The following is a 21,985-nucleotide window of genomic DNA, read 5'->3' as shown; positions in this document are numbered from 1 at the left end:
GTTGGATAGGAAATTATAAAATTATTTATTGTGGATAACTTGAAATAGTTCTCTGAATCCAGCTCCAGCGCCCAGCTGCTAGTGGACTTCGCTCTCCGCCCTACGATAAGTCAACATCGAATCGCTAACGCTCTCCGTGTTTCCTTTATCTCAGTTGGAGCGCTCCAGTCCATACGCAGCTAAACGGGCGCTTGCGCCTTTTGTTCTACAAAAAAACAGCCCGCTTTAAGAAAAGCGGACTGTTGATTTTATTAAAGATACCTAGGAAATAGGATGTTGTTTTCAAGATGCACATGCATAAAGGTTAATCCTTCTAACGCTTCCAAGCGTGCATATACTAAACGGTACGTACCGCATGCATCCAGAGGTAGAGTGTAGTCAGAAGTTACTGCACGGATCTCTCTTAAAATTTCACCGGCATGATCATGTTCTTTTTCTAATTCAACAATCATTGCAATTGCTTCTTCACGATTCTCCACGGTTCCATCCGTAAGCTGTTTAATTAATGGGAATACAACAGCTTCCTCTTTCTCCATATGCTCCATCAATTCTTTTTTGAATTCATAGAAGAGTTCATAAACCTTTAGTAACTCTGGATGGTTATCTCCATGGACACGTGAAACCTTCGTTACATAGGGACTTAGCATAGTTAGTTCCTCTTCAGATACACGATGGTAGTTTGAAATAACATGATCAATAATTGTAGTTGAATCAGAATTAGTCCAAACCTCAACATCTTTCTCGGTGTTTTCGTATTTTTCAAAAACTTCTTTTAATTCATCTAACAAAGTATTAAGGTTAAGCTTATTTTGAGCAACTGCTTCAGTTAATGGGATATTACCACCGCAGCAAAAATCGATTCGGTTCTTTTTGAAAACATCACTTGTTTTAGGTAATTCGTTAACAATATCTTTAACTAATGAATTGGCTGTAATTGTGAAACTCATCTTTAATTTCCTCCCAAAGTCCAAGATTAAATCTAACCTAATCATAATGCAAAATAGAAAAAAACTAGGTGACCAGAATCACACATTCCCTATGATTTTATATTTTTTGGCAAGATTCTTTTATTTTGTGACATTTGATATGTTAGTTAGTTTTTAATAAGCTTATAATGTTGATTAGTCGATGACTATTAGTACATATCACAATGAATAGATATTTGTTTAAGGCAGGAGCTGATTATTTTGTTCGAAAGAAGAAGACCGATACCAATTGGAGAAGCGGTCAAAAGCATAATGGAATATCAATTACTTGGTGTGACCGAACAAGTTTCGATAAATGAAAGCTTTGGCCGCTTTTTATCGGAGGATTTAATCGCAACTAGCGATGTCCCCCATTTTGACCGTGCACCGTATGATGGCTTTGCTGTTAGGTCAATCGATACACGAGAGGCTTCGCTATCCAATGCAGTTGAATTTGAAGTGGTCGATCACATCGGCGCGGGAATGGTTTCTACTAAAGTAATTGGGGAGCACCAAGCTGTTAGAATTATGACTGGCGCAATGATGCCTGTGGGAACAGATGCTGTCGTTATGTTTGAGGTGGCTAAGGCTTACGAAAAGAATGGAATCCCATATATGTCCATTAAACGCAGCTTTAAAAAGGGTGATAACGTTTCGTTCAGTGGTGAAGATGCCAAGCAGGGTGAGGTTTTGGTGAAAAAAGGTACATTGATAAATCCTGGAATTCAAGCCATGCTTGCAACGTTTGGATATGAACGAGTGTCCGTTGCGAAAAAGCCACGTGTTGGATTGTTTGCAACAGGGACAGAGCTTTTAGAAGTAAATGAAGCCTTAGTTCCAGGAAAAATTCGTAATAGTAATTCACATATGATTGCAGCCCAAATTGAAAGAACGGGAGGCATTGTTCACTATTTTGGAAAGCTTCCTGATGAATTTGACACTTGCTTTGAAGCAGTCCAAAAAGCAATAAATGAAGTAGACTTATTAATTACCACCGGCGGGGTTTCAGTTGGGGATTTTGATTATCTGCCTGCTATCTATGAAAAGCTTGGGGCAGAGGTTTTCTTTAATAAGGTTGCCATGCGACCTGGAAGTGTGACGACGGTTGCACAGCACAATGGGAAGCTTCTCTTTGGACTTTCGGGTAATCCTTCGGCTTGTTATGTAGGCTTTGAATTGTTTGCACGCCCAATTATCCGTAGGATGCTTTTTTCAGAAAAACCTCACCTTCGTAAAGAGCAAGCACTTTTAGAAGTCGATTTTCCTAAAGCCAATCCATTTACAAGGTTTGTCCGAAGTTCCACATTTATTGATGCAGGAAGACTAAAGGCAACACCGAGTGGACTTGACAAGTCTAACATTATTATGAGCCTTTCTGGAGCGAATTCGTTGATGATTCTTCCAGGCGGAACTAGAGGCTTTACAGCCGGAAGTGAAGTGGATGTCCTCCTGCTTGAAGACCAGGTTGGCAGTATGTGGCCGTGGTAAAGCCTGTGGTCTTTCAAGTGGTTGGTTATCAAAATAGTGGTAAAACCACCATAACAGCCAAAATGATCGAAGACTTAGTAAAAAAAGGACTTAAAACAGTTACGATTAAGCATCATGGTCATGGAGGAAGGCTGGCAGCTCTGCCGCAGAAAGATACAGAAAAACATCTAAATGCAGGTGCTCTTGCCTCGATTGTTGAAGGAGATGGAAGTTTAATGTTACAGGCTGACAATTTCTATCCATCACTAGAAGATCAGATCGAGTTAATGAAATTCTTTCATCCAGATGTAATATTAATCGAAGGCTATAAGTTTAAGTCTTTCCCGAAGTTACTGCTATTAAGAGATGAAAGTGACCTTTCTTTGTTAGATACCGTAAGTAATGTTTCTGCAATTGTGTATTGGAAAGAAGAAATGCAGAAGCAAATCACATCAAGAATCAATGTGCCCAGCTTTCATATCAACGATGAAGGTGCATTAATCTGGACTGCGCAAGTACTTCAGGAGCTTGTTCATAATATTGATCAAAAAAGTTAATAAAATTGTCAAATCTGTTACTTTTGTCACAGCTTGAAATATGGATATACTCTACAATACAAATTAGGGGATATAATGTTTGTTAAAATAGAATTATGGGTCTTTAATGGAAATACAGCAATCACTCATCAGATAACCGACCTAGAGATGATTGAAGTTACCTAGTAGATGAGATAGATTTGCTGTACTTCCATTTTAACCTAAACAAATTTGTCACAAAAAGAAGGCGGAGTCCTTCTTTTTTACTGTAATTATGTGATGTGTTTCACTTATTTTTCCGCTTAGCTGGCTTATATTTAGGTTAGTCAAGGAAGAGGAGTGAAAATGATGAAGTTATTTTTACCGAAACAACATGGTGCATGGGCAATGCTAATCATCCCTTTTTGGCTTGGTGTCATTGAAGGAGGGTTTATGTGGAAGCATGTTCCATTTTTCTTTGGATGGCTCCTATTATACTTGGCGACCTATGCGATACTTCTTTTATTTAAAAAGAAAAAACTTCAGTTGTATACTAAATGGACACTTGTATATATGATTCCATCCCTATTACTTTTACTTATTCCACTATTGGAAAGACCAACTATTTTTTATTTTGGTCTTCTAATGATTCCGTTTTTTATAATAAATGCTTACTTTACTTCCAAAAATCAAGACCGTGCTTTTATGAATGATCTCTCTGCTATTTTTGCCTTTTCAGTTGCTGGATTAGCAAGCAGTTATTTAGGACACGGTGTTATGAATATAGAGACGCTTGTTTTCACCTTTGTAACTTCGGTCCTGTTTTTTGTGGGCTGTACTTTTTATGTCAAAACAATGATTAGGGAGAAGAAGAATACCCAATTTAAATGGATTTCATGGATTTACCATTTTCTTTTAGTGGCAGTGTGGTTCGGAGTTGGCTTTTGGATCGTTTCAATAGCATTTATCCCAAGTCTTCTGAGAGCTATTATATTTTATGGGAAACCATTATCGCCTAAACAAATTGGCATTTACGAAATAATAAATTCAGCTATATTCTTTACGATCATGGCCATTAAAATAATCTTATTAAAATAAAAAAATCGGTCGATATGACCGATTTTTTTGCTTTATTTTAAGTTGTTTGCCAGCAGCAATTCTAATCAACTTTACAGATTTCGGTTGGACAATCTTCACAATCAATTTCCCGTTTTAAATACTCTAAATCATGAATAGTAATTGTTCCTTTATCTATTGACAGGATACCGGCCTTACGTAGATCGCTCAACAAGCGATTTACTACTTCTCTTGATGTACCACAAAAATTGGCTAACTCTTGATTGGTTAGTGGTAATTCAATTAATATTCCTTTATTGGTTTTAATTCCATAACTATTTGTAATTCGAATAAGTGTGGAATAAAGAGCCCCCTTTTTTTCCATGAAGAACCAAATCACGAAACTTGGTTTGTGTTTTTCGATATTGCTGACTCATCCACTTAATGAATTCAAATGAAAGTGCCAGATTTTGTGAGAGTTTTTCCTCAAGCGTGTCTTTCATAATAACGGCTACTTCACCACACTCGACAACACGTGCACTTAATAAATATCTTGAAGAAGGGGAAAATAAGTTTAATTCACCAACAAAATCACCCCACGAGCACATTCTTAACGTAAGTTCTCTTCCGTCAGGGATGATCTTGCTGATTTGAAGAATGCCACTTTGAACAATATACAATTCATCGGCTACAGATCCTTCTTGAAATAAAAAGGTACCTTTTTCAATTTTTTTTATATGGTGAACGGTATCAAAAAGATGGGACAGTGTTACCGGCATTTCTTTTACTGACTGCATACTCATAACCACCTTTAAAGGTACGAATTCAATGCTCATTTGATTTTAAAAAATGACAGTCAAGGTTTAATTTGCTAGATAATACTATAATTATATTGTTAACAAAGAATAATTAGCAACAAATGAGTGATAAGTTCATACAATCGTCAAAAGTTTAAAGAATCTTTGCGTATTTCTTAGGAAATAATGTCGACTAATAAGATAATTTGCAAAAAATTCCAATAATGGGCCGCTAACAAAAAGGTAATAATAAAGATGTAGAAGAGAAGGAGGGAAAAAAATGGGTCAAAATCATCAGTTTAAATCAGGAAAAAAAGCACCTAATAATGGTGTGTATGTTGAAATCGGTGACACGGAAAGCAATGTTAATAATCCCAAAAAAATAAGACTAAAAGCAGGAGATCCATTTCCTGAAACATCAAATGATGAACGTGTTTGGACATATCAGCGGAAACCATAAATAAATAAGGAAAAGGTCATCCATGGGATGGCTTTTTCTTTTGCCTGCGCCTTGCGTTAGTGGGCAATTTTTGCTGTTTTTCTTCTTTGCAAAATTTACTTTTTATATATGAAGTTTTATAATAAATGAAAAGGTCAAAATTGGTCAAAGAGGGTGTGTTAAAAAATGGACATGAATCGAATGACAGAAAGGTTACAAAAGGGGCTAATGGATGCTCAGTCGCTTACTGTCAAAAAAAATCATCAAGAGATTGATGAACCCCATTTGTTTTTATGTTTAATGGATCAAGAAGATAGTCTCATTTCTTCTATATTAGAAAAGTCAGGTATCCCTCCTGAAAAAATTAGCAAGAACCTTAATGAGGCTCTTGCTAAAAAACCAGAGGTTACGGGAAGTGGGGTTGAACAGGGAAAACTTTATATCACAGCCAAGCTGCAAAAACTTTTTGTCAGTGCCGAGGAGTTTGCCAAAAAGTTTTCTGATGAGTATTTATCGGTTGAACATATTCTGTTAGCTGCTGTCTACGCGAAGGATTCAGAAATGCGAAGGCTTTTACAAAACGTTGGAATTCAACCAGACAAAGTTTTGCGAGCAATTAAAGAAATTAGGGGGAACCAAAGAGTGACATCACAAAATCCAGAAGTAGGATACGAAGCACTAAAAAAATATGGACGGGATCTTGTTGCTGAGGTTAAAGAAGGAAAAATGGATCCAGTTATTGGCCGTGATTCTGAAATCCGCAATGTAATTCGGATATTATCAAGGAAAACAAAGAATAATCCTGTTTTAATAGGTGAACCTGGTGTAGGGAAAACTGCAATTGTGGAAGGGTTGGCACAAAGGATAGTTAGGAAAGATGTACCGGAAGGACTCAAAGATAAAACAATTTTCTCATTGGATATGAGTGCGTTAATTGCTGGAGCCAAATTTAGAGGTGAGTTTGAAGAAAGATTGAAAGCAGTCCTAAATGAAATCAAAAAAAGTGAAGGACGAATATTGTTATTTATTGATGAAATTCATACGATCGTAGGAGCCGGTAAGACGGAAGGCGCGATGGATGCAGGTAATATGTTAAAACCAATGCTGGCCCGTGGTGAACTTCATTGTATTGGAGCAACTACTCTAGATGAGCACCGAAAATATATTGAAAAGGATCCAGCGCTTGAACGTAGATTTCAGCAGGTACTGGTTCAAGAACCAAACGTTGAAGATACCATTTCAATCTTAAGAGGGTTAAAAGAACGATATGAAGTGCATCACGGTGTTAAAATTCATGACCATGCTTTGGTTGCTGCAGCCACATTATCTGATCGTTATATCACCGATCGTTTTTTGCCTGATAAAGCAATTGATCTAGTCGATGAGGCTTGTGCTTTAATACGTACTGAAATAGATTCAATGCCTACCGAATTAGATGAGGTAACACGCAGGGTTATGCAATTGGAAATTGAAGAAGCTGCCTTAAGTAAAGAGGTTGATGAGGGGAGCAAGTTGAGGCTGGAGGCACTCCTAAAAGAACTAGCTGATTTAAAAGAAACAGCCAATGAAATGAAGGCAAAATGGCTTCAAGAGAAACAAAGTATACAGAAATTGCAGGAGAAAAGAGAACAACTGGAAAAACTTCGCAGGGAGCTTCAACAAGCTGAAGATAAATACGATTTAAACCGAGCGGCAGAGCTTCGCCACGGTCAGATTCCGTTAGCAGAAAAAGAACTAAAGGAACTCGAAACGGCAACTGCTAAAGACGAACGTTTGCTTCGTGAAGAAGTTACCGGAGAAGAAATCTCCAATATCGTATCAAGATGGACAGGAATACCTCTTTCTAAGCTAGTAGAAGGGGAGAGAGAAAAGCTGTTAAAATTGGAATCCATCCTACACGAAAGAGTCATCGGCCAGAATGAGGCAGTAAATTTAGTGGCAGATGCAGTACTCAGGGCGCGTGCTGGAATTAAGGATCCTAATCGACCAATTGGATCATTTTTATTTTTAGGTCCGACAGGTGTTGGGAAAACTGAGCTAGCGAAAGCATTAGCCGAGTCTTTATTCGACAGTGAGGAACATATTATACGTATCGATATGTCTGAATATATGGAGAAGCATGCTGTGTCCCGCCTAATTGGAGCCCCTCCAGGCTATATTGGCTATGAAGAAGGCGGACAGTTGACGGAAGCAGTAAGGAGAAGACCATATTCTGTTGTTTTAATGGATGAAATTGAAAAAGCTCATCCTGAGGTATTTAACATTCTCTTACAAGCGCTTGATGACGGAAGAATTACAGATTCAAAAGGGCGTGTCGTTGACTTTAAAAATACAGTTATTATAATGACTTCTAATATTGGCTCACATTTTTTACTAGAACGAAGTGAAACCGAGGTTGAAATCTCTGAAAAGGTAAGGGATAAAGTGATGAGTCAATTACGGGGACATTTCCGTCCTGAGTTCTTAAATCGAATCGATGAGACGATCCTCTTTAAGCCGCTATCATTGGATGAAATAAAGAATATCGTTGCCAAAATGATGAGAGAACTTCAAAATCGGTTAAAACATCAACAAATTGATATAATCATTAATGAAGAAGCAAAAGAATTCATTGCCGTAAATGGATTTGATCCAATTTATGGGGCAAGGCCTTTAAAACGATTTATTCAAAGAAACATTGAAACCAAGCTAGCACGTGAAATTATCGCTGGCAAGTTACATGATCAGTCCAGAGTGGAAATAAATATTAACGACGGTGAGATTACTTTATCGGTTCATTAGATACCTATAGAAAAAGGTCATCCATTTGATAGGATGACCTTTTTCTTAATGTTTTGTTGCAGGCTCGTTAGGAATTATTGCAGCAGCAATGTAAATCAAAATCGTTACCCCAACTGAAGCAATAGCAGCAGGCATAAATTCATATTTAGCACCTGCAGTCATTGAACTCACTACATATGTAAGCATTTGCACTAAAAGAAATGACCAGAAAAAGGTCCAAAAAAATCGCACTATTTTTCACCTCTAACCTATTTTACATCTTCATTTATATTATCATATGATTCTGAAATGATAAAGTGAAACTTCCGCCAGTGGTAAGTAATACCACTCAGGCTATTCCGAGCATTTTCCGTTTTTAAAAGGTGATTACAAATTTTCCAGCTGAGCTTAATAAAAATAGGCTAACCCCCCTTTCATCTTTAATGAGGCGGCATACAATACAGTGAGGAAATATGTAAAAGGAGATTTATCTATGGAGAATCGTAATTTTCAGATGGATACCCAATGGAATATTATTCACTACCCTGAAAAGCCTACCGGATTTGGGATCTTAATAATTGGAGATGAAAGACATTTTGTCGATGAAAGTAAATGCTTTTGGACACAAAATGAAGGAAGGTTAGCTATTGTTAACCAGCTTAAAGAAAAAGGGTACACCATTTTTTCCTCAAATCTATATGGGCGAAACTGGGGAAGCAATAATGCAGTTGAGCTTGCCGAGAGGTTATACCAGCATGTCATAAGAAGTGAAATATTAAATAACAAAATCCATATCTTAGCCGAAGGTATGGGGGCGCTGGTTGCCATAAGTTTAATGGAGAAAATGAAAGGGCGGATACGGTCAATTATTCTGCTCAACCCCATTATTTCCTTGAAAAACCATCTTGAACAAGAAAAGGAACATAAATTCTTTTATAAAAAGTTAATGAGGGAATTAGTAGCAGCACATCAAATGGACCAATATGTACTCGAAAACCATATTTTCAGTATGGATGATAAAATAAATCTTCAATTTGGATGTCCAGTTAAAATTATTCATGTCCTTTCAGGGGGGAAATCGTATAACCAATCTAAAGTGTATCACCAAATAATCAGTGACCCAGAAATAAACCCTACTTTCATTCTACCTGAAAAAAAACAACAGCTTGGCAATATGATGTTAAAGTTTTTCAACAACCATGAAACGATCCTATAGGCTGGTCCTCCCCAAAAAGAAATAATTCCTTAGCGATACGCATAGGATTCATTAAGGTAAGTATGGGGAGGAATATTTTATGGACAAGGCAATTATATTTGGGATGTTTGACTTTATTGGTTTTCACGTTGGCAAAAACCTGCTCAATAAAGGAATAGAGGTCAATGGCGTTCATATAGATGAGGTTGATAATATAGATTTTCTTGATGAAAAAAGACTTGAAGTCGGTAGAAATGCAAACTTTCTGGAAAAATCGTTATTCGAGTTGGGGAATAGTCCTAGAGAAGACATGAGTAATACAAGGATTATATTTTCTATATATGACTTATTTATGCTTAAAAAGGAACAAATTTTACAAAATGAAGAGGTAACAAAGCCGATAATTCAGTATATAGAGGACAATAACAAACATGCGAATATCGTTTTTATTCTTCCGATTCAAATGCTTACCAGTACATTTAGGGGAAAAGAAATTGAGGGATTCCTAAGTAAGATAAACGGATTAGTAAAGAATACACAGATATTGTATTTACCTGCTATTTATGGTCCATGGCAGCCGTTAACTTTTTTGTTTCAAAAAGCTATTGTTTCTAAATATAAAACGACAGATATAACTCATGAAGAACGGGAATGGATAAACGATGTCATATTTGTTGATGATGCCATTAAATCAATCTTAGAAATCATAGAAAAAGGAAAACCTGGGAGTTATTTGATTGAAAGTGGAAGGGATGACCAATGGTTCAGGTGTGCTTCTTTCCTAAAAATCAATGAAAATCAGGCTCGGTTAAGTAACTTATCATCAATACAAGGTGATCTTCCAGTATTAAAAGTAACAGTAAGAAAGGTAACCCCAATTACAGATTCTATCCTGGCACAAATGGAACATGTGAAGCGATTGTATGATAATCGTTTATAAGGCAATTGGCATACTGATTGAAAGAATCATGAAATATATGACCATAAAAAAAAGATCCAGATGTGTTGTGGTTTTAAAATTGTCTTTTCATTTATTTGTTGAAAGGTTAGAATAAAATTGGAAAAAGCAGTCATAGAATTATTTTCCTTTGTTCTATAAATTAATAATGTAAACGAAACGTGTTATAGAAATGGCAACAGTACGAAGGAGATGCATGAAATGATAAACCGTTTCGGAATCATACTTTTATGCCTTTTTTTGCTTGGGGCCTGCGGAGAAACAAAACCTACAGGTAAAATAAAAAAGGTTGGATTGTTAGTACCTGAAACGGTCAATGACCAAGTATGGGGGACGAAGGGCTTTAAAGGTTTGTTAAAGATACAGTCAAAATTTGATGTGGATGTGTTTTATAAAGAAGGAATGAATTCAGAAGCAGTTGTCGAACGTGCAGTAGAAGAGTTTGACCAAAAAGGGGTAAATCTAATATTCGGCCATGGGTCTGAATATGCTGAATACTTTAATAATCTTTCTAAAGATTATCCTGATATCCATTTTATTAGTTTTAATGGTGATGCTAAAAATAAAAACACAACTAGTCTGAATTTTAAAGCACACGCGATGGGTTTTTTTGGAGGAATGGTTGCTGCACATATGTCAAAAACACAAAATGTCGGTGTTATAGCCGCCCATGAATGGCAGCCAGAGATTGAGGGCTTCTATCAGGGGGCTATGGCTGAAAATAAAAACACGAAAGTTAGTATAGAATATGTTGGAAATTGGGATGATGAAATAAAAGCCGTTCAATTAGCAAATGACATGATGGAAAAGGGAATTGATGTGATTTATCCTGCTGGTGACGGGTTTAATGTGCCAGTAATAGAAACAGTAAAGGAACACGGCATGTATGTAATTGGTTACGTTTCGGACCAATCTGATCTAGGTGAATCTACGGTATTAACAAGTACCATACAGCAGGTAGATATTTTATATGAAAAGGTTGCAGATCTATATAATAAAGGGGAACTAAAAACAGGTAACCTTTCCTATGATTTTCAAGACAATGTTATTTCACTTGGTAAATTTAGTCCCCATGTAAACAAAGAATTCATTCAGGAGATAAACAATCAAATTGAAGATTATAAAAAAACAGGAAACTTGCCAAAATGAAAAATTGAAGGAGTACATATGAACAGTCAAGATAAAACATTTCAATTTATGCAGATCGCGATGAAATACTTACCAGAAGCAAAGGAACAATTGGACACGGCTGGTGTAGAATTATCAATGGAATTAATCGAGCCATTCATGAATCTTTTTACAAAGGTCATGCAAGAAGCATATGAACTCGGTCTAGCTGAAGGTCGAAAAGAACTATAAAAAGGAAGTAAGCTCTCGTAATAGGGGGCTTATTTATTTTTTTTTGCTATGTTAAGGATTATTGTTGATTTTACAGCCAAGTTTTATTGGAGAGAAGCGCCTATAGCCTAAATCAACTGCAAAGTTTAATTAGCCATTTTTTTTAATGGAATATACTTATTCGGAGAGAGAAATAAGAAGAAACAGTTGCTTAAAATAGGCTTTATTTGATAAAATTAGTACCAAGTCATAATAATTGATATTAAACTTTAGGATATAGAGAATCTTGCGAAAAAAAAGGAGTTGGAACTTGTGAAAGCAGGTATTGTTGGGATTGGCAGGTATTTACCAGAGAAAATTGTCACCAATAAGGATTTAGAAAAAATAATGGATACCTCTGATGAATGGATTCGTACGATGACAGGTATCGAAGAAAGAAGAATTGCTGCCGATGATGTTCATACATCAGATATGGCATTTGAAGCAGCAAAACAGGCCATTCAAGATGCTGGAATTACCGCGGAAGAGATTGATTTAATTTTGGTAGCTACCGTTACACCTGATACACCTTTTCCATCGGTTGCCTGCAGAATTCAAGAAAGGCTGGGGGCAAAAAAGGCGGCAGCGATGGATGTCAGTGCAGCATGTGCTGGCTTCATGTACGGAATTGTGACAGCGAAACAATTCATTGAAACCGAAGTTTATAAATATGTCCTAGTCGTTGGCGTGGAAAAGCTTTCGAAAGTTACTGACTGGAGTGACCGCAATACGGCAGTATTGTTTGGGGACGGGGCTGGTGCCACCATTATTGGACCTGTTTCAGAAAATCGCGGAATCCTTTCCTTTGAGCTTGGAGCAGATGGGACTGGATCAAAACACCTTTACCAGGATGAATATATTATTATGAATGGTAGAGAAGTGTTCAAATTTGCTGTAAGGCAAATGGGGGAAAGCTGTATCAATGTTCTCGAAAAAGCAGGTTTAACAAAGGATGATGTTGATTTCCTTATTCCTCATCAGGCCAATATTCGTATTATGGAAGCATCTAGACAAAGATTAGAGCTGCCAGTCGAAAAAATGTCCAAAACGATTAATAAATATGGTAATACTTCAGCTGCATCTATTCCAATTTCGATTGTGGAAGATTTAGAAGAGGGAAGAATTAAAGATGATGACCTCATTGTCATGGTTGGCTTCGGCGGAGGCTTAACTTGGGGAGCAATTGCCATTAGATGGGGAAAATAAAGAGATTTTTTTTGATAAATAACCATACGAAACAAGATACGAAATGAAGGAGATAGATAATATGGAAAAGCGCAGGGTCGTTGTAACAGGCGTAGGTGCAGTAACCCCACTTGGAAATGATGCTGAAACAACATGGAAGCACATATTAGAAGGTAAATCAGGGATTGGGCCATTGACAAGAGTTAATGCAGATGAATATCCTGCAAAAGTTGCCGCAGAATCTACTGATTTTAACCCAGAAGCCTTTATGGATAGAAAAGATGCACGCAAAATGGACCGTTTTACACAATTTGCAGTTGCATCGGCATTAATGGCAGTAAAAGATGCTAATTTAACTATTAATGAAGATAACTCCCATCGTGTTGGAGTATGGATTGGTTCTGGCATCGGCGGAATGGAAACATTTGAACAGCAATACGAAATATTTCAGAAGAGAGGCTACAAGCGTGTAAGCCCATTCTTTGTACCAATGTTGATTCCTGATATGGCAACAGGACAGGTTTCAATTATACTTGGGGCAAGAGGGTTCAATTCTTGTACAGTAACTGCCTGTGCAACAGGAACTAATTCCATAGGTGATGCCTTTAAAGTAATTCAACGCGGCGATGCAGATGCAATGGTGACCGGCGGAGCGGAAGCACCAATTACAAAAATGTCTGTCGCAGGCTTCTGCGCGAATACGGCTCTTTCAACAAATCCAGACCCGAAGACAGCTAGCAGACCATTCGATAAAAACCGCGATGGCTTTGTTATTGGTGAAGGTGCCGGGATCATTGTTCTGGAGGAACTTGATCATGCCTTAGCACGTGGTGCTAAAATCTATGCCGAAATTATTGGTTATGGGGCAACTGGTGATGCCTATCATATAACTGCACCAGCACCTGGTGGTGAAGGTGGTGCCCGTGCAATGAAAATGGCTATTAATGATGGCGGATTAAAACCTGAGGAAATTGATTATGTGAATGCGCACGGGACTAGTACTGAATATAATGACAAGTTTGAAACCCTTGCGGTAAAGGAAGTATTTGGCGAACATGCATATAAATTAGCAATCAGCTCAACTAAATCTATGACAGGACACCTTCTAGGTGCAGCAGGTGGTGTCGAAGCGATTTTCACTGTTTTAGCAATAAGAGACAGCATCCTTCCTCCAACAATGAATTATGAAACACCTGACCCTGAATGTGACTTAGATTATGTCGTCAATAAAGCACGTTCGAAAGAAATTAAAGCAGCCATGAGTAATTCGCTAGGCTTTGGCGGCCACAACGCAACGATTGTTTTCAAAAAATATGAATAAGTAAAAAATTCGGCCAGAGATATTTTCTGGTCGAATTTTTTTTGAGAAATAATACCTTAGAAATACATGAACCACTTTTGTTACGTTTAATAAACTGATCAGAGAGTGAGTGAAGTTAAATGGGGTGAAGTAATGGGAATCATTCGAACAGAGCAATGGCTAGAGGAGGAGATTGACAGACCCGTTAAGATTTGTAAAAGATTAGAGCCATATTTTAAAAAACAAACCGCAAAGGAAATTTATAATCAATTGATGAGTTTTGGGATGTATCGGCCGTCTAGGGCCGCAAGGACCAATCTTGTTCAGATGAAGGAACAAAAAGCATGGGATAAAGTAGAGCGTCTATTTAATAAATATAAACATAAATGGAATGGCCCTGACATACCAATTTTTCTCTTTCCAGTAGCACAGTCAGGAGGTTTTTTTATCAGAGAAGTTAAAAGCAAGGCTGGTGTTTCGTTCCCTGATAAAATGTTTCTTTTTCTCTCTACTTATGATGACCCAAAAGAAGTAGAGGCACTTTTGATTCATGAATACCACCACGTCTGCCGGCTTAGGTTGTTAGATAAAAGGCTGGAAGACTATACTTTGCTTGATTCCATTATCATAGAAGGACTGGCAGAATATGCAGTTTTAAAAAATTGTGGACGGGAATATTTAGCTCCATGGTGCCGTATGTATAAAAAAAAGGAGTTATTAAATTTTTGGGAGAAATATTTGAAAGAACAGCTAAACACAAAAAAACATGAAAAGAAACACGATGAATTACTTTATGGGGGAGGAAGACTGCCAAATCTATTAGGTTATGCTGCAGGATATCATTTGATTGAACATTTTTACAAAAACAATAATTATTCTACAAAACTATCTTTTATAAATCCTGCAATAAAATATCTAGAATACTATAATAAAACCTTCGAAAAAAGCCAGTGAAATAAGGCTTTTTTTAATGATGAAATAACATATATTAGAAATTGTGCAAAAAAATCTTGCAATTGTAACAATTCTGTAATAGAATTTTATTGAATATATAGAATAAACTGAATAATTAAAAAGTTGGAAGGTGTACTATGAGCGCAAAAAAATCGCTGCACAAAGAGGCACCATTGCTTGAAGTGAAAAATTTACAGACCGCTTTTGATATTGACGGAACTGATTATAATGCAGTAGAAAATGTTTCGTTCAATGTAATGCCAGGGGAAATTATCGGTATTGTTGGAGAATCTGGTTGTGGTAAGTCTGTTTTGAGCCTTTCGATTATGAAGTTACTCCCGAAAGGAAGTGGAAAAATAAAATCAGGTGAAGTCATTTTTGATGGAGTAAATCTTGAGAAAATGTCCGAATCACAAATCAATAAAATCCGTGGGAAAGACGTCTCCATGATTTTCCAAGAACCAATGACCTCATTAAATCCAGTCTTTACAATTGGATATCAACTCCAAGAAGTCCTTTTTAACCATACAAAGATTACTAAAAAAGAGGCTCGGTTAAAATCGATCGCCTTATTGAAAAGTGTTGGAATCTCCCGGCCACAAAAACTCGTTGATGAGTATCCGCACCAATTATCAGGCGGGATGAGACAACGCGTCATGATCGCCATTGCCATTGCTTGTCAGCCTAGATTATTAATTGCTGATGAACCAACCACTGCCCTCGATGTTACCGTTCAAGCCCAAATTCTCGAACTTTTAAAAGATATACAAGCCGTAAATGATATGTCTGTTATTTTGATTACACATGATTTGGGTGTAATTGCTGAAATGTGTGACGAAGTAATGGTGATGTATGCTGGAAGGATTGTAGAACGGACCGATGTGGATACACTTTTCCATAATCCTAAACATCCATATACAAGTTTGCTCTTAGGGGCAATCCCGAAATTGGATGGACAAGAAGAACGGTTAAGTTCGATTAAAGGTATCGTCCCATCGCTTATAAATATGCCGAAAACTGGCTGCCGTTTTGCCCATCGATGTCCAAACGCCATGCCTGAATGCACTAAAATTACCCCTTTGCTTGAAGATGTTGAACAAGGCCATGAGGTTGCCTGTTTGCTCTTTGAAACTAGCAAGCCAAGAAAAGGGGTGAAAAAATGAGTCCCATTTATATACATAAAAAGGAAGCCCATTCTTCCTCTCAATCTGAAAATCTATTAGAGATTAAAAATCTTAAAACCTATTACCCAGTCAAAGGTGGGTTCTTCAAGCGCACTATTGGAAATGTAAAAGCGGTAGATAATATCTCTTTTGAGATAAAAAAAGGAGAAACTCTTGGACTAGTAGGTGAATCCGGATGTGGCAAATCTACGGCAGGGAGAACCATTCTGCGTTTACTTAAACCAACGGGGGGACAAATTCTCTTTAATGGAAAAGACATTACCAAAGTAACTGGTAAATCACTTCGAGAGATTCGCAAAGATATGCAGATGGTCTTTCAGGATCCCTATGCTTCCTTGAATCCCATGCAAATGGTTGGAGATATAATTGCAGAACCCATTTATAATTTTTCAAAAAAAGATAAAGCTGAGTTAAGACGGGAAGTCATGGATTTGTTAGATAAAGTAGGCTTGCCGCCCGATGCCTATTACAAGTATGCCCACGAATTTTCTGGGGGACAACGCCAAAGAATTGGAATAGCAAGAGCTCTAGCATTAAAACCCAAATTAATTATCGCCGATGAACCGGTTTCAGCACTAGACGTGTCCGTCCAATCACAGGTATTAAACCTGTTAAAGGACTTACAGGAAGAATTTGATCTTACTTTTCTTTTCATTGCGCATGACTTAAGTGTTGTTAAACACATGAGTGACCGAATAGGTGTTATGTACCTAGGGAATATGGTTGAGGTTTCGGATAAAGACAACCTATACGCTAAACCTCTCCATCCATATACACAGGCATTAATTTCAGCTATTCCAACTCCAGATCCCAGGGTGAAAAGGGAGCGGGTCATTTTAAAAGGTGATGTGCCAAGCCCTATCAATCCTCCATCTGGATGCACATTCCATCCCCGCTGCCCAATGGCAATGGAGGAATGTTCTAAAAGTAAGCCAGTATTAAAGGAGGTGAAGCCCTCTCATCGAGTAGCTTGCCACCTTTACTAGAAAAGTGAAAGTGCCTAGGGGCTGGAGCTAGTCTGTTGCAAAAGGATAAATATAAAACAATTAGGGGGGAAACAAATGGAGAAGAGAAGTATGCTTATGTTAGCAGCATTAATGCTGGTTCTGTCCGCATTTTTAGCAGCTTGCAGCGGCGGTGAAAAAGCGGGTACAAAGAAAAATGAAAATGAAGGTAAAAGCGGCGAAACAGCCGGAAAACCACAGGATGGCGGCACACTAGTCTATGCATTGGATTCAGCACCTGAAGGTAAATTCAACTACTCTTTTTATGGTACACAAACTGATGCATATGTAATTGATTTCTTTGATGAAAACTTAATTGATTATGATGAGAACCTAAAGGCACAACCACATATCGCCTCATGGAAAACAGCAGACAATAAAGTGTTTGACTTCGAAATCAAACAAGGGGTTAAATGGCACAACGGGGACGAATTATCAGTTAAGGACTGGGAATTCGCTTTGAAAGTTGTTGCTGACAAGGATTATGAAGGTCCGCGCTTTGATAACGTAAGAAACATTATGGGTGCACAAGATTATCATGATGGTAAAGCAAAGGAAATCGCTGGTATTAAAGTAGTCGACGATTACCACATTCAAATTACATTCGATAAGGCCCGTGTAAACAACTTGGATAATCTTTGGACATACCCTATGAACCGTACAGCATTTAAAGGAATTGCTGTAAAAGATATGATGGGGTCTGAACAGGTTCGTACAAAGCCAGTTGGTTTAGGACCATTTAAAGTTTCTAAAATTATCCCCGGTGAATCAGTTGAAATGGAGCGCTTTGATGATTACTTCGGAGGCAAACCGCATATCGAAAAAGTCGTTGTTAAAGTGATCGACCCATCTCTTTCTGTAGGAGAACTTAAAAACGGAACGCTTGATATGACTTCTTTCCATCCTAGTATTATTGATCAAGTTAAAGCGCTGGATAATGTAAACGCAGTAACTTATCCTGGGGTAAGCTATTACTATGTTGGTTTCAGATTAGGTACTTGGGATGGCGAGAAAAATGTTATGAACGAACCAAAATACCAAGAGAAAAAGCTTCGTGAAGCAATGTATTATGCAATCAATCGTGAGGAATGGGTTAAGGCGTTCTTCTTTGGTGTAGGTAAACCTGTGAACCGTCCAATCCCGACAAACCATTGGATTGCAGCACCTAATGAAGATTTAGAGCAATACAAATATGATCCGGAAAAAGCTAAATCACTATTAGATGAAGCAGGCTACAAAGACGTTGATGGCGATGGATTCCGTGAAGATCCAAACGGTAAGAAATTCGTTGTAAACTTCAGCCACTATGCAACGGATAACCCAACTTTTGAATCTCGTGCCAAAGCAATGACTCAATATTGGGAAGCTGTTGGATTGAAAACTAAATTAACGATGACTGACGTAAATCTTTACTATGAAATGCTTGAAAAAGCGGACAAATCAATGGAAGTATTCTTCGGAGGCTGGTCAACTGGTGCAGATCCAGATCCAACGCCACTTTGGGGCTCAAAAGCACTTTGGAACTATCCACGCTGGGTAAATGCGGACAGTGATAAATTGTTGGATCAAGCACTTGATATCAGTGTTGTTGGAACAGATAACGAAAAACGTAAGGATCTTTATGTAAAATGGCAAAAACTATTCATGCAAGATCTTCCCGCATTACCAATTGCTGAACTAGAAGAAACAATGGCTGTTAGCAAGCGAGTTCAGGAAGTTAAATTTGACGTATCTGGTATGAACCGTCCAAATGAATGGTGGATAAAACAATAGTACAGTTTTCTAAAAAGTTAATACAATTTGTTTTAAGGGCTTACTAATACTGACAACTCAATTTTGAACTTCAAATGGGAGAAGGCTTTGCTTCTCCCATTTGAACAAATTAGGCGAGATATACAGCTTGTGGTTACCAAAGCTTATAGACAAGGAGAATGCACATGTTGAAATATGCATTTCGTAGAATATTGGGAATGATTCCAATGTTACTCCTTACTTCCATAGTAGTGTTTTCCTTGGCAAAATTAATGCCGGGGGATTCTCTTAGTGGAGAGATTGATCCAAGAAATACAAATCCAGAATACATCGCAGAAATACGTGAGAAATTGGGATACAATGATCCGATGCCTCAGCAGTATTTCCGTTGGATTAGTGGTTTCGTGGAGGGGGATTTTGGGAAATCAACACGATTCAAAATTGCTGTATCTGAGGTTATTGGAGAACGTCTCCCTAACACCATACTATTAGGCATTTCAGCTATCTTAATAACATACGTCCTTGCATTTTTTATGGGTTCATATGCAGGTCGAAAGCCGTATACCCTAATGGATAACCTAATAGGAGGATTAAACTACATAGGCTTGGCAATTCCATCCTTTATTGCAGGGGTATTCGCCATCTTTTTCTTTTCATTTAAGTTAGGCTGGTTTCCATCTAATGGCTCAGTAGACATTGGTGTTACAGATGGAACCTTAGAATGGTGGCTAAGCCGTTTTCACCATGTTTTTTTACCAGCTATCGTACTTGGATTATTAAGTACAGCAAGTTATACACAATTTTTACGTAACGATATTATTGAAAATAGTCGAAAAGATTATGTTCGTACTGCTCGTGCAAAAGGGACTCCGGAAAGTAAGATATACAATGTTCATATTTTAAGAAACTCAATTATCCCACTTATAACCTTTTTAGGCTTTGATATTGTTGCCATTATTAGTGGTGCTATTATCACCGAGACGATTTTTACATATCCAGGTCTTGGACAATTATTCCTGCAGTCTGTCGGGACAAGAGATTATCCAGTATTAATGACATTGACCATGTTTTTCTCTTTCTTAACACTTATCGGCAATTTAGTAGCGGATGTATTATATGGTGTTGTAGATCCGAGAATTAGGCTAGATTAGGGGGAGAAAAAATGAAAGTCGTAACACAATACGAAAAAAATGTTATCGTTACACCCCCGAAAAAAAGTTTATCTCCTTTTGCCATTGCTCGGAAGAAATTTGTAAAAAATAAATTAGCAATGGTCAGCCTTACCTTTTTATTAATTGTTACTATTGTTTCGATACTAGCTCCTTTTATTACCACTGCAGATATTACGAGAATTAATATTGGCCAAATGTCGTTAGAACCATCGGGTGATCATTGGCTTGGAACGGATAAAGCCGGGCGGGATGTTTTTACGAGATTACTCTATGGGGGCCGAATATCGTTATTAGTTGGAATGAGTTGTACATTATTTGTCATTTTACTTGGAACATTGATCGGCTCTATTTCAGGTTATTTTGGTGGAACAGTAGATAGTATATTAATGAGATTTACTGATTTTATCTTAAACTTTCCATTTCTAGTATTTGTAATAGTCCTTAATGCCATTCTTTTTGGAAAAGTAAATGGGTTATGGGTATTAATCGGCACCATTAGCTTGTTAAGCTGGGGGGGAATCGCCCGGATTGTCCGTAGTAAAATCCTCGCTGAAAAAGAAAATGAATATATTACGGCAGCTATTTCAATTGGTTGTTCACCAGCCAAAGTAATTATGAAACATCTATTACCAAACATTTTATCTACTATTATCGTGCAAGCGACGATTACATTTGCGACAATGATTGTCGCTGAAACAGGATTAAGTTTTCTTGGCTTTGGTGTCCCTCAGGAAATTCCAAGTTGGGGAAATATGTTGAATTCGGCAAACGAGCCGGATGTTCTCCAATTTAAGCTTTGGATATGGGTACCGCCGGCATTAATTATAACGATTACTATTTTATCGATAAACTTTATCGGAGAAGGACTAAAGGATGCTTTCAATCCAAAATCAAAAAGATAAAATCTGCCATTAACGTGGTGGATTTTTTTGTTATTCTCTTCATTCTGGAATAACCAATATCATATACCCATATACATTAAGATATATAATAGGACAAGTGCTAAAAAATTAGGTCAAACATTGAAATTGGAGCAAAATATATATAAAGGAATAATTTAACTAAGGTCTGCCCATACTGATTTACAAACAGTTTCTTGAAGTGAGGGGTTGTAAAATGTTGTATCTTCATGATGTATGGGTAAATTGGTTTGAAGGGGAAGAAAACGGTTATAATGTATGTCACTTTCATGAATGGCGTAAGGATGACGGGGTGGAACTGTTAGATCAGGTACCACTGATAAAAGTTGAGCCTGTTTTGTTTAAGTACATTGAAAACGATTTGTCGGAATTACCTCAACAACTTCTAGATGATATTTATCAGAAAGCCTATTTAAGAAAAAACCATGAAAGAGTTCAACTTGACTATTGCTTCGTGGTAACGGATGGAATTGGGATCTTAGCAATTGATACCATAGGCTATAATATCCCGATTCGAAAAAGTCGGTTAATTCCTAGACAAGAGCAATTGGTGTACGAAATGATTGCTCAACACGAGGCTACTAAATATCATTTTTATGAGCAGGAAAAAATGAAGGACTATCATATTCTCTCACCTGAACCAGAACTAATGAGAGGTTTAACAAGAAAAGAGCGTCAATTAAAACAACTGTTATTTATGGCTTTAGATCAATTGCTCTCATCTAGTAATGAAGCAGAAGTTAGATATTGGTATACCGAATGGTGCCCGGAGCATTATTCAACCATTCAAGAATTAAATTTTGAAGCTGCATGGGAACAATTGTTTGAGGAAACAAAGTATGGGTGGTCTAAGCGACATGAGACATTTTGTGAAAATTTAATAAAAGGACAGCCGTTTTTTGAAAAGCTTTGGGAAATGGAGCACGGTCCGAAAGTAAATTAAAAGCCTGACCCAAAAGATATGTATTCCATATCTTTTGTGGGT

At 37.4% G+C, this 21,985-nt stretch carries 20 protein-coding genes and 1 pseudogene; 18 read left to right on the top strand and 3 right to left on the bottom strand.

Going from position 1 to position 21,985, the window contains the following annotated elements; translation table 11 throughout:
• Positions 1 to 251: 251 nt before the first annotated feature.
• A complete protein-coding gene (gene ric, locus QF028_RS19745; RefSeq protein WP_429467979.1) occupies positions 252 to 947 on the bottom strand; it encodes an iron-sulfur cluster repair di-iron protein in 696 nt (231 codons plus the stop codon).
• Between the two features lie 240 nt (positions 948 to 1,187).
• On the opposite strand from ric, the gene QF028_RS19740 reads away from it, so the two are divergent.
• From QF028_RS19740 to QF028_RS19730, 3 genes are all read left to right on the top strand, one after another.
• Positions 1,188 to 2,453: a molybdopterin molybdotransferase MoeA gene (locus QF028_RS19740; protein ID WP_429467977.1), complete on the top strand. Its 1,266-nt coding sequence runs from the start codon at positions 1,188 to 1,190 to the stop codon at positions 2,451 to 2,453.
• The gene (gene mobB, locus QF028_RS19735) at positions 2,441 to 2,989 is read left to right on the top strand and encodes a molybdopterin-guanine dinucleotide biosynthesis protein B (protein ID WP_429467974.1); all 549 of its coding nucleotides are present in this window, start codon (positions 2,441 to 2,443) and stop codon (positions 2,987 to 2,989) included. The genes QF028_RS19740 and mobB overlap by 13 nt, the downstream gene beginning before the upstream one ends.
• A 324-nt stretch (positions 2,990 to 3,313) precedes the next feature.
• Positions 3,314 to 4,045: a YwiC-like family protein gene (locus QF028_RS19730; protein WP_429467972.1), complete on the top strand. Its 732-nt coding sequence runs from the start codon at positions 3,314 to 3,316 to the stop codon at positions 4,043 to 4,045.
• A gap of 61 nt (positions 4,046 to 4,106) precedes the next feature.
• On the opposite strand, the pseudogene QF028_RS19725 reads toward QF028_RS19730, so the two are convergent.
• Positions 4,107 to 4,800, bottom strand: a pseudogene (locus tag QF028_RS19725) (Crp/Fnr family transcriptional regulator).
• Positions 4,801 to 5,080: 280 nt separating this feature from the next.
• Here QF028_RS19725 and QF028_RS19720 point away from each other — a divergent pair.
• Positions 5,081 to 5,260 carry a YjzC family protein gene (locus QF028_RS19720; protein WP_214999654.1) on the top strand — a complete coding sequence of 60 codons (180 nt, stop codon included), beginning with the start codon at positions 5,081 to 5,083 and terminating at the stop codon, positions 5,258 to 5,260.
• Between the two features lie 165 nt (positions 5,261 to 5,425).
• Positions 5,426 to 8,020, top strand: coding sequence for an ATP-dependent chaperone ClpB (gene clpB / locus QF028_RS19715; protein ID WP_429467969.1), 2,595 nt, complete (start codon positions 5,426 to 5,428; stop codon positions 8,018 to 8,020).
• Positions 8,021 to 8,065: 45 nt separating this feature from the next.
• Here the strand turns inward: clpB and QF028_RS19710 are convergent, their stop codons facing one another.
• A complete protein-coding gene (locus QF028_RS19710; protein WP_168242484.1) occupies positions 8,066 to 8,251 on the bottom strand; it encodes a YjzD family protein in 186 nt (61 codons plus the stop codon).
• 241 nt (positions 8,252 to 8,492) lie between these two features.
• On the opposite strand from QF028_RS19710, the gene QF028_RS19705 reads away from it, so the two are divergent.
• From QF028_RS19705 to QF028_RS19645, 13 genes are all read left to right on the top strand, one after another.
• Positions 8,493 to 9,215, top strand: a complete 723-nt coding sequence (locus tag QF028_RS19705) for a hydrolase (protein ID WP_429467967.1) — start codon at positions 8,493 to 8,495, stop codon at positions 9,213 to 9,215.
• Positions 9,216 to 9,294: 79 nt separating this feature from the next.
• Entirely contained in the window at positions 9,295 to 10,134 is an 840-nt protein-coding gene (locus QF028_RS19700; protein ID WP_429467964.1) for a hypothetical protein, read from the top strand.
• A gap of 219 nt (positions 10,135 to 10,353) precedes the next feature.
• Complete coding sequence (locus tag QF028_RS19695; protein ID WP_429467962.1) at positions 10,354 to 11,301, top strand: BMP family ABC transporter substrate-binding protein; 948 nt, start codon at positions 10,354 to 10,356, stop codon at positions 11,299 to 11,301.
• Positions 11,302 to 11,319: 18 nt separating this feature from the next.
• Positions 11,320 to 11,511, top strand: coding sequence for a ComZ family protein (locus tag QF028_RS19690; protein WP_088086062.1), 192 nt, complete (start codon positions 11,320 to 11,322; stop codon positions 11,509 to 11,511).
• A gap of 291 nt (positions 11,512 to 11,802) precedes the next feature.
• Complete coding sequence (locus QF028_RS19685; protein ID WP_429467957.1) at positions 11,803 to 12,735, top strand: beta-ketoacyl-ACP synthase III; 933 nt, start codon at positions 11,803 to 11,805, stop codon at positions 12,733 to 12,735.
• 61 nt (positions 12,736 to 12,796) lie between these two features.
• A complete protein-coding gene (gene fabF / locus QF028_RS19680) occupies positions 12,797 to 14,035 on the top strand; it encodes a beta-ketoacyl-ACP synthase II (RefSeq protein WP_214999642.1) in 1,239 nt (412 codons plus the stop codon).
• Positions 14,036 to 14,167: 132 nt separating this feature from the next.
• Positions 14,168 to 14,968, top strand: a complete 801-nt coding sequence (locus QF028_RS19675) for a DUF2268 domain-containing protein (protein ID WP_429467955.1) — start codon at positions 14,168 to 14,170, stop codon at positions 14,966 to 14,968.
• 137 nt (positions 14,969 to 15,105) lie between these two features.
• Complete coding sequence (locus tag QF028_RS19670) at positions 15,106 to 16,131, top strand: ABC transporter ATP-binding protein (RefSeq protein WP_429467953.1); 1,026 nt, start codon at positions 15,106 to 15,108, stop codon at positions 16,129 to 16,131.
• Positions 16,128 to 17,138 carry an ABC transporter ATP-binding protein gene (locus tag QF028_RS19665; RefSeq protein WP_429467950.1) on the top strand — a complete coding sequence of 337 codons (1,011 nt, stop codon included), beginning with the start codon at positions 16,128 to 16,130 and terminating at the stop codon, positions 17,136 to 17,138. Before QF028_RS19670 ends, QF028_RS19665 begins: the two co-directional genes overlap by 4 nt.
• 75 nt (positions 17,139 to 17,213) lie before the next feature.
• A complete protein-coding gene (gene opp4A / locus QF028_RS19660) occupies positions 17,214 to 18,929 on the top strand; it encodes an oligopeptide ABC transporter substrate-binding protein (RefSeq protein WP_429467947.1) in 1,716 nt (571 codons plus the stop codon).
• A 164-nt stretch (positions 18,930 to 19,093) separates the two neighbouring features.
• A complete protein-coding gene (gene opp4B / locus QF028_RS19655) occupies positions 19,094 to 20,059 on the top strand; it encodes an oligopeptide ABC transporter permease (RefSeq protein WP_429467944.1) in 966 nt (321 codons plus the stop codon).
• Between the two features lie 11 nt (positions 20,060 to 20,070).
• Entirely contained in the window at positions 20,071 to 20,982 is a 912-nt protein-coding gene (gene opp4C, locus QF028_RS19650; RefSeq protein ID WP_429467941.1) for an oligopeptide ABC transporter permease, read from the top strand.
• 214 nt (positions 20,983 to 21,196) lie between these two features.
• Positions 21,197 to 21,943, top strand: a complete 747-nt coding sequence (locus tag QF028_RS19645; RefSeq protein ID WP_168242495.1) for a YjbA family protein — start codon at positions 21,197 to 21,199, stop codon at positions 21,941 to 21,943.
• Positions 21,944 to 21,985 lie beyond the last annotated feature (42 nt).

The sequence above is a fragment of the Neobacillus sp. B4I6 genome (assembly GCF_050434045.1).
Taxonomy (GTDB): domain Bacteria; phylum Bacillota; class Bacilli; order Bacillales; family Cytobacillaceae; genus Neobacillus.
This window is presented reverse-complemented; position numbering and strand designations above follow the sequence as displayed.

What these genes read in the sequence shown, in the direction of transcription:
- QF028_RS19700 (WP_429467964.1), top strand. Translation starts at nt 9,295, where the DNA reads ATGGACAAGGCAATTATATTTGGGATGTTTGACTTTATTGGTTTTCAC.
- QF028_RS19670 (WP_429467953.1), top strand. Translation starts at nt 15,106, where the DNA reads ATGAGCGCAAAAAAATCGCTGCACAAAGAGGCACCATTGCTTGAAGTG.
- opp4C (WP_429467941.1), top strand. Translation starts at nt 20,071, where the DNA reads ATGAAAGTCGTAACACAATACGAAAAAAATGTTATCGTTACACCCCCG.
- ric (WP_429467979.1), bottom strand. Translation starts at nt 947, where the DNA reads ATGAGTTTCACAATTACAGCCAATTCATTAGTTAAAGATATTGTTAAC.
- opp4A (WP_429467947.1), top strand. Translation starts at nt 17,214, where the DNA reads ATGGAGAAGAGAAGTATGCTTATGTTAGCAGCATTAATGCTGGTTCTG.
- QF028_RS19645 (WP_168242495.1), top strand. Translation starts at nt 21,197, where the DNA reads ATGTTGTATCTTCATGATGTATGGGTAAATTGGTTTGAAGGGGAAGAA.
- opp4B (WP_429467944.1), top strand. Translation starts at nt 19,094, where the DNA reads ATGTTGAAATATGCATTTCGTAGAATATTGGGAATGATTCCAATGTTA.
- QF028_RS19665 (WP_429467950.1), top strand. Translation starts at nt 16,128, where the DNA reads ATGAGTCCCATTTATATACATAAAAAGGAAGCCCATTCTTCCTCTCAA.
- QF028_RS19720 (WP_214999654.1), top strand. Translation starts at nt 5,081, where the DNA reads ATGGGTCAAAATCATCAGTTTAAATCAGGAAAAAAAGCACCTAATAAT.
- QF028_RS19705 (WP_429467967.1), top strand. Translation starts at nt 8,493, where the DNA reads ATGGAGAATCGTAATTTTCAGATGGATACCCAATGGAATATTATTCAC.
- clpB (WP_429467969.1), top strand. Translation starts at nt 5,426, where the DNA reads ATGGACATGAATCGAATGACAGAAAGGTTACAAAAGGGGCTAATGGAT.
- QF028_RS19690 (WP_088086062.1), top strand. Translation starts at nt 11,320, where the DNA reads ATGAACAGTCAAGATAAAACATTTCAATTTATGCAGATCGCGATGAAA.
- QF028_RS19730 (WP_429467972.1), top strand. Translation starts at nt 3,314, where the DNA reads ATGATGAAGTTATTTTTACCGAAACAACATGGTGCATGGGCAATGCTA.
- QF028_RS19695 (WP_429467962.1), top strand. Translation starts at nt 10,354, where the DNA reads ATGATAAACCGTTTCGGAATCATACTTTTATGCCTTTTTTTGCTTGGG.
- fabF (WP_214999642.1), top strand. Translation starts at nt 12,797, where the DNA reads ATGGAAAAGCGCAGGGTCGTTGTAACAGGCGTAGGTGCAGTAACCCCA.
- QF028_RS19675 (WP_429467955.1), top strand. Translation starts at nt 14,168, where the DNA reads ATGGGAATCATTCGAACAGAGCAATGGCTAGAGGAGGAGATTGACAGA.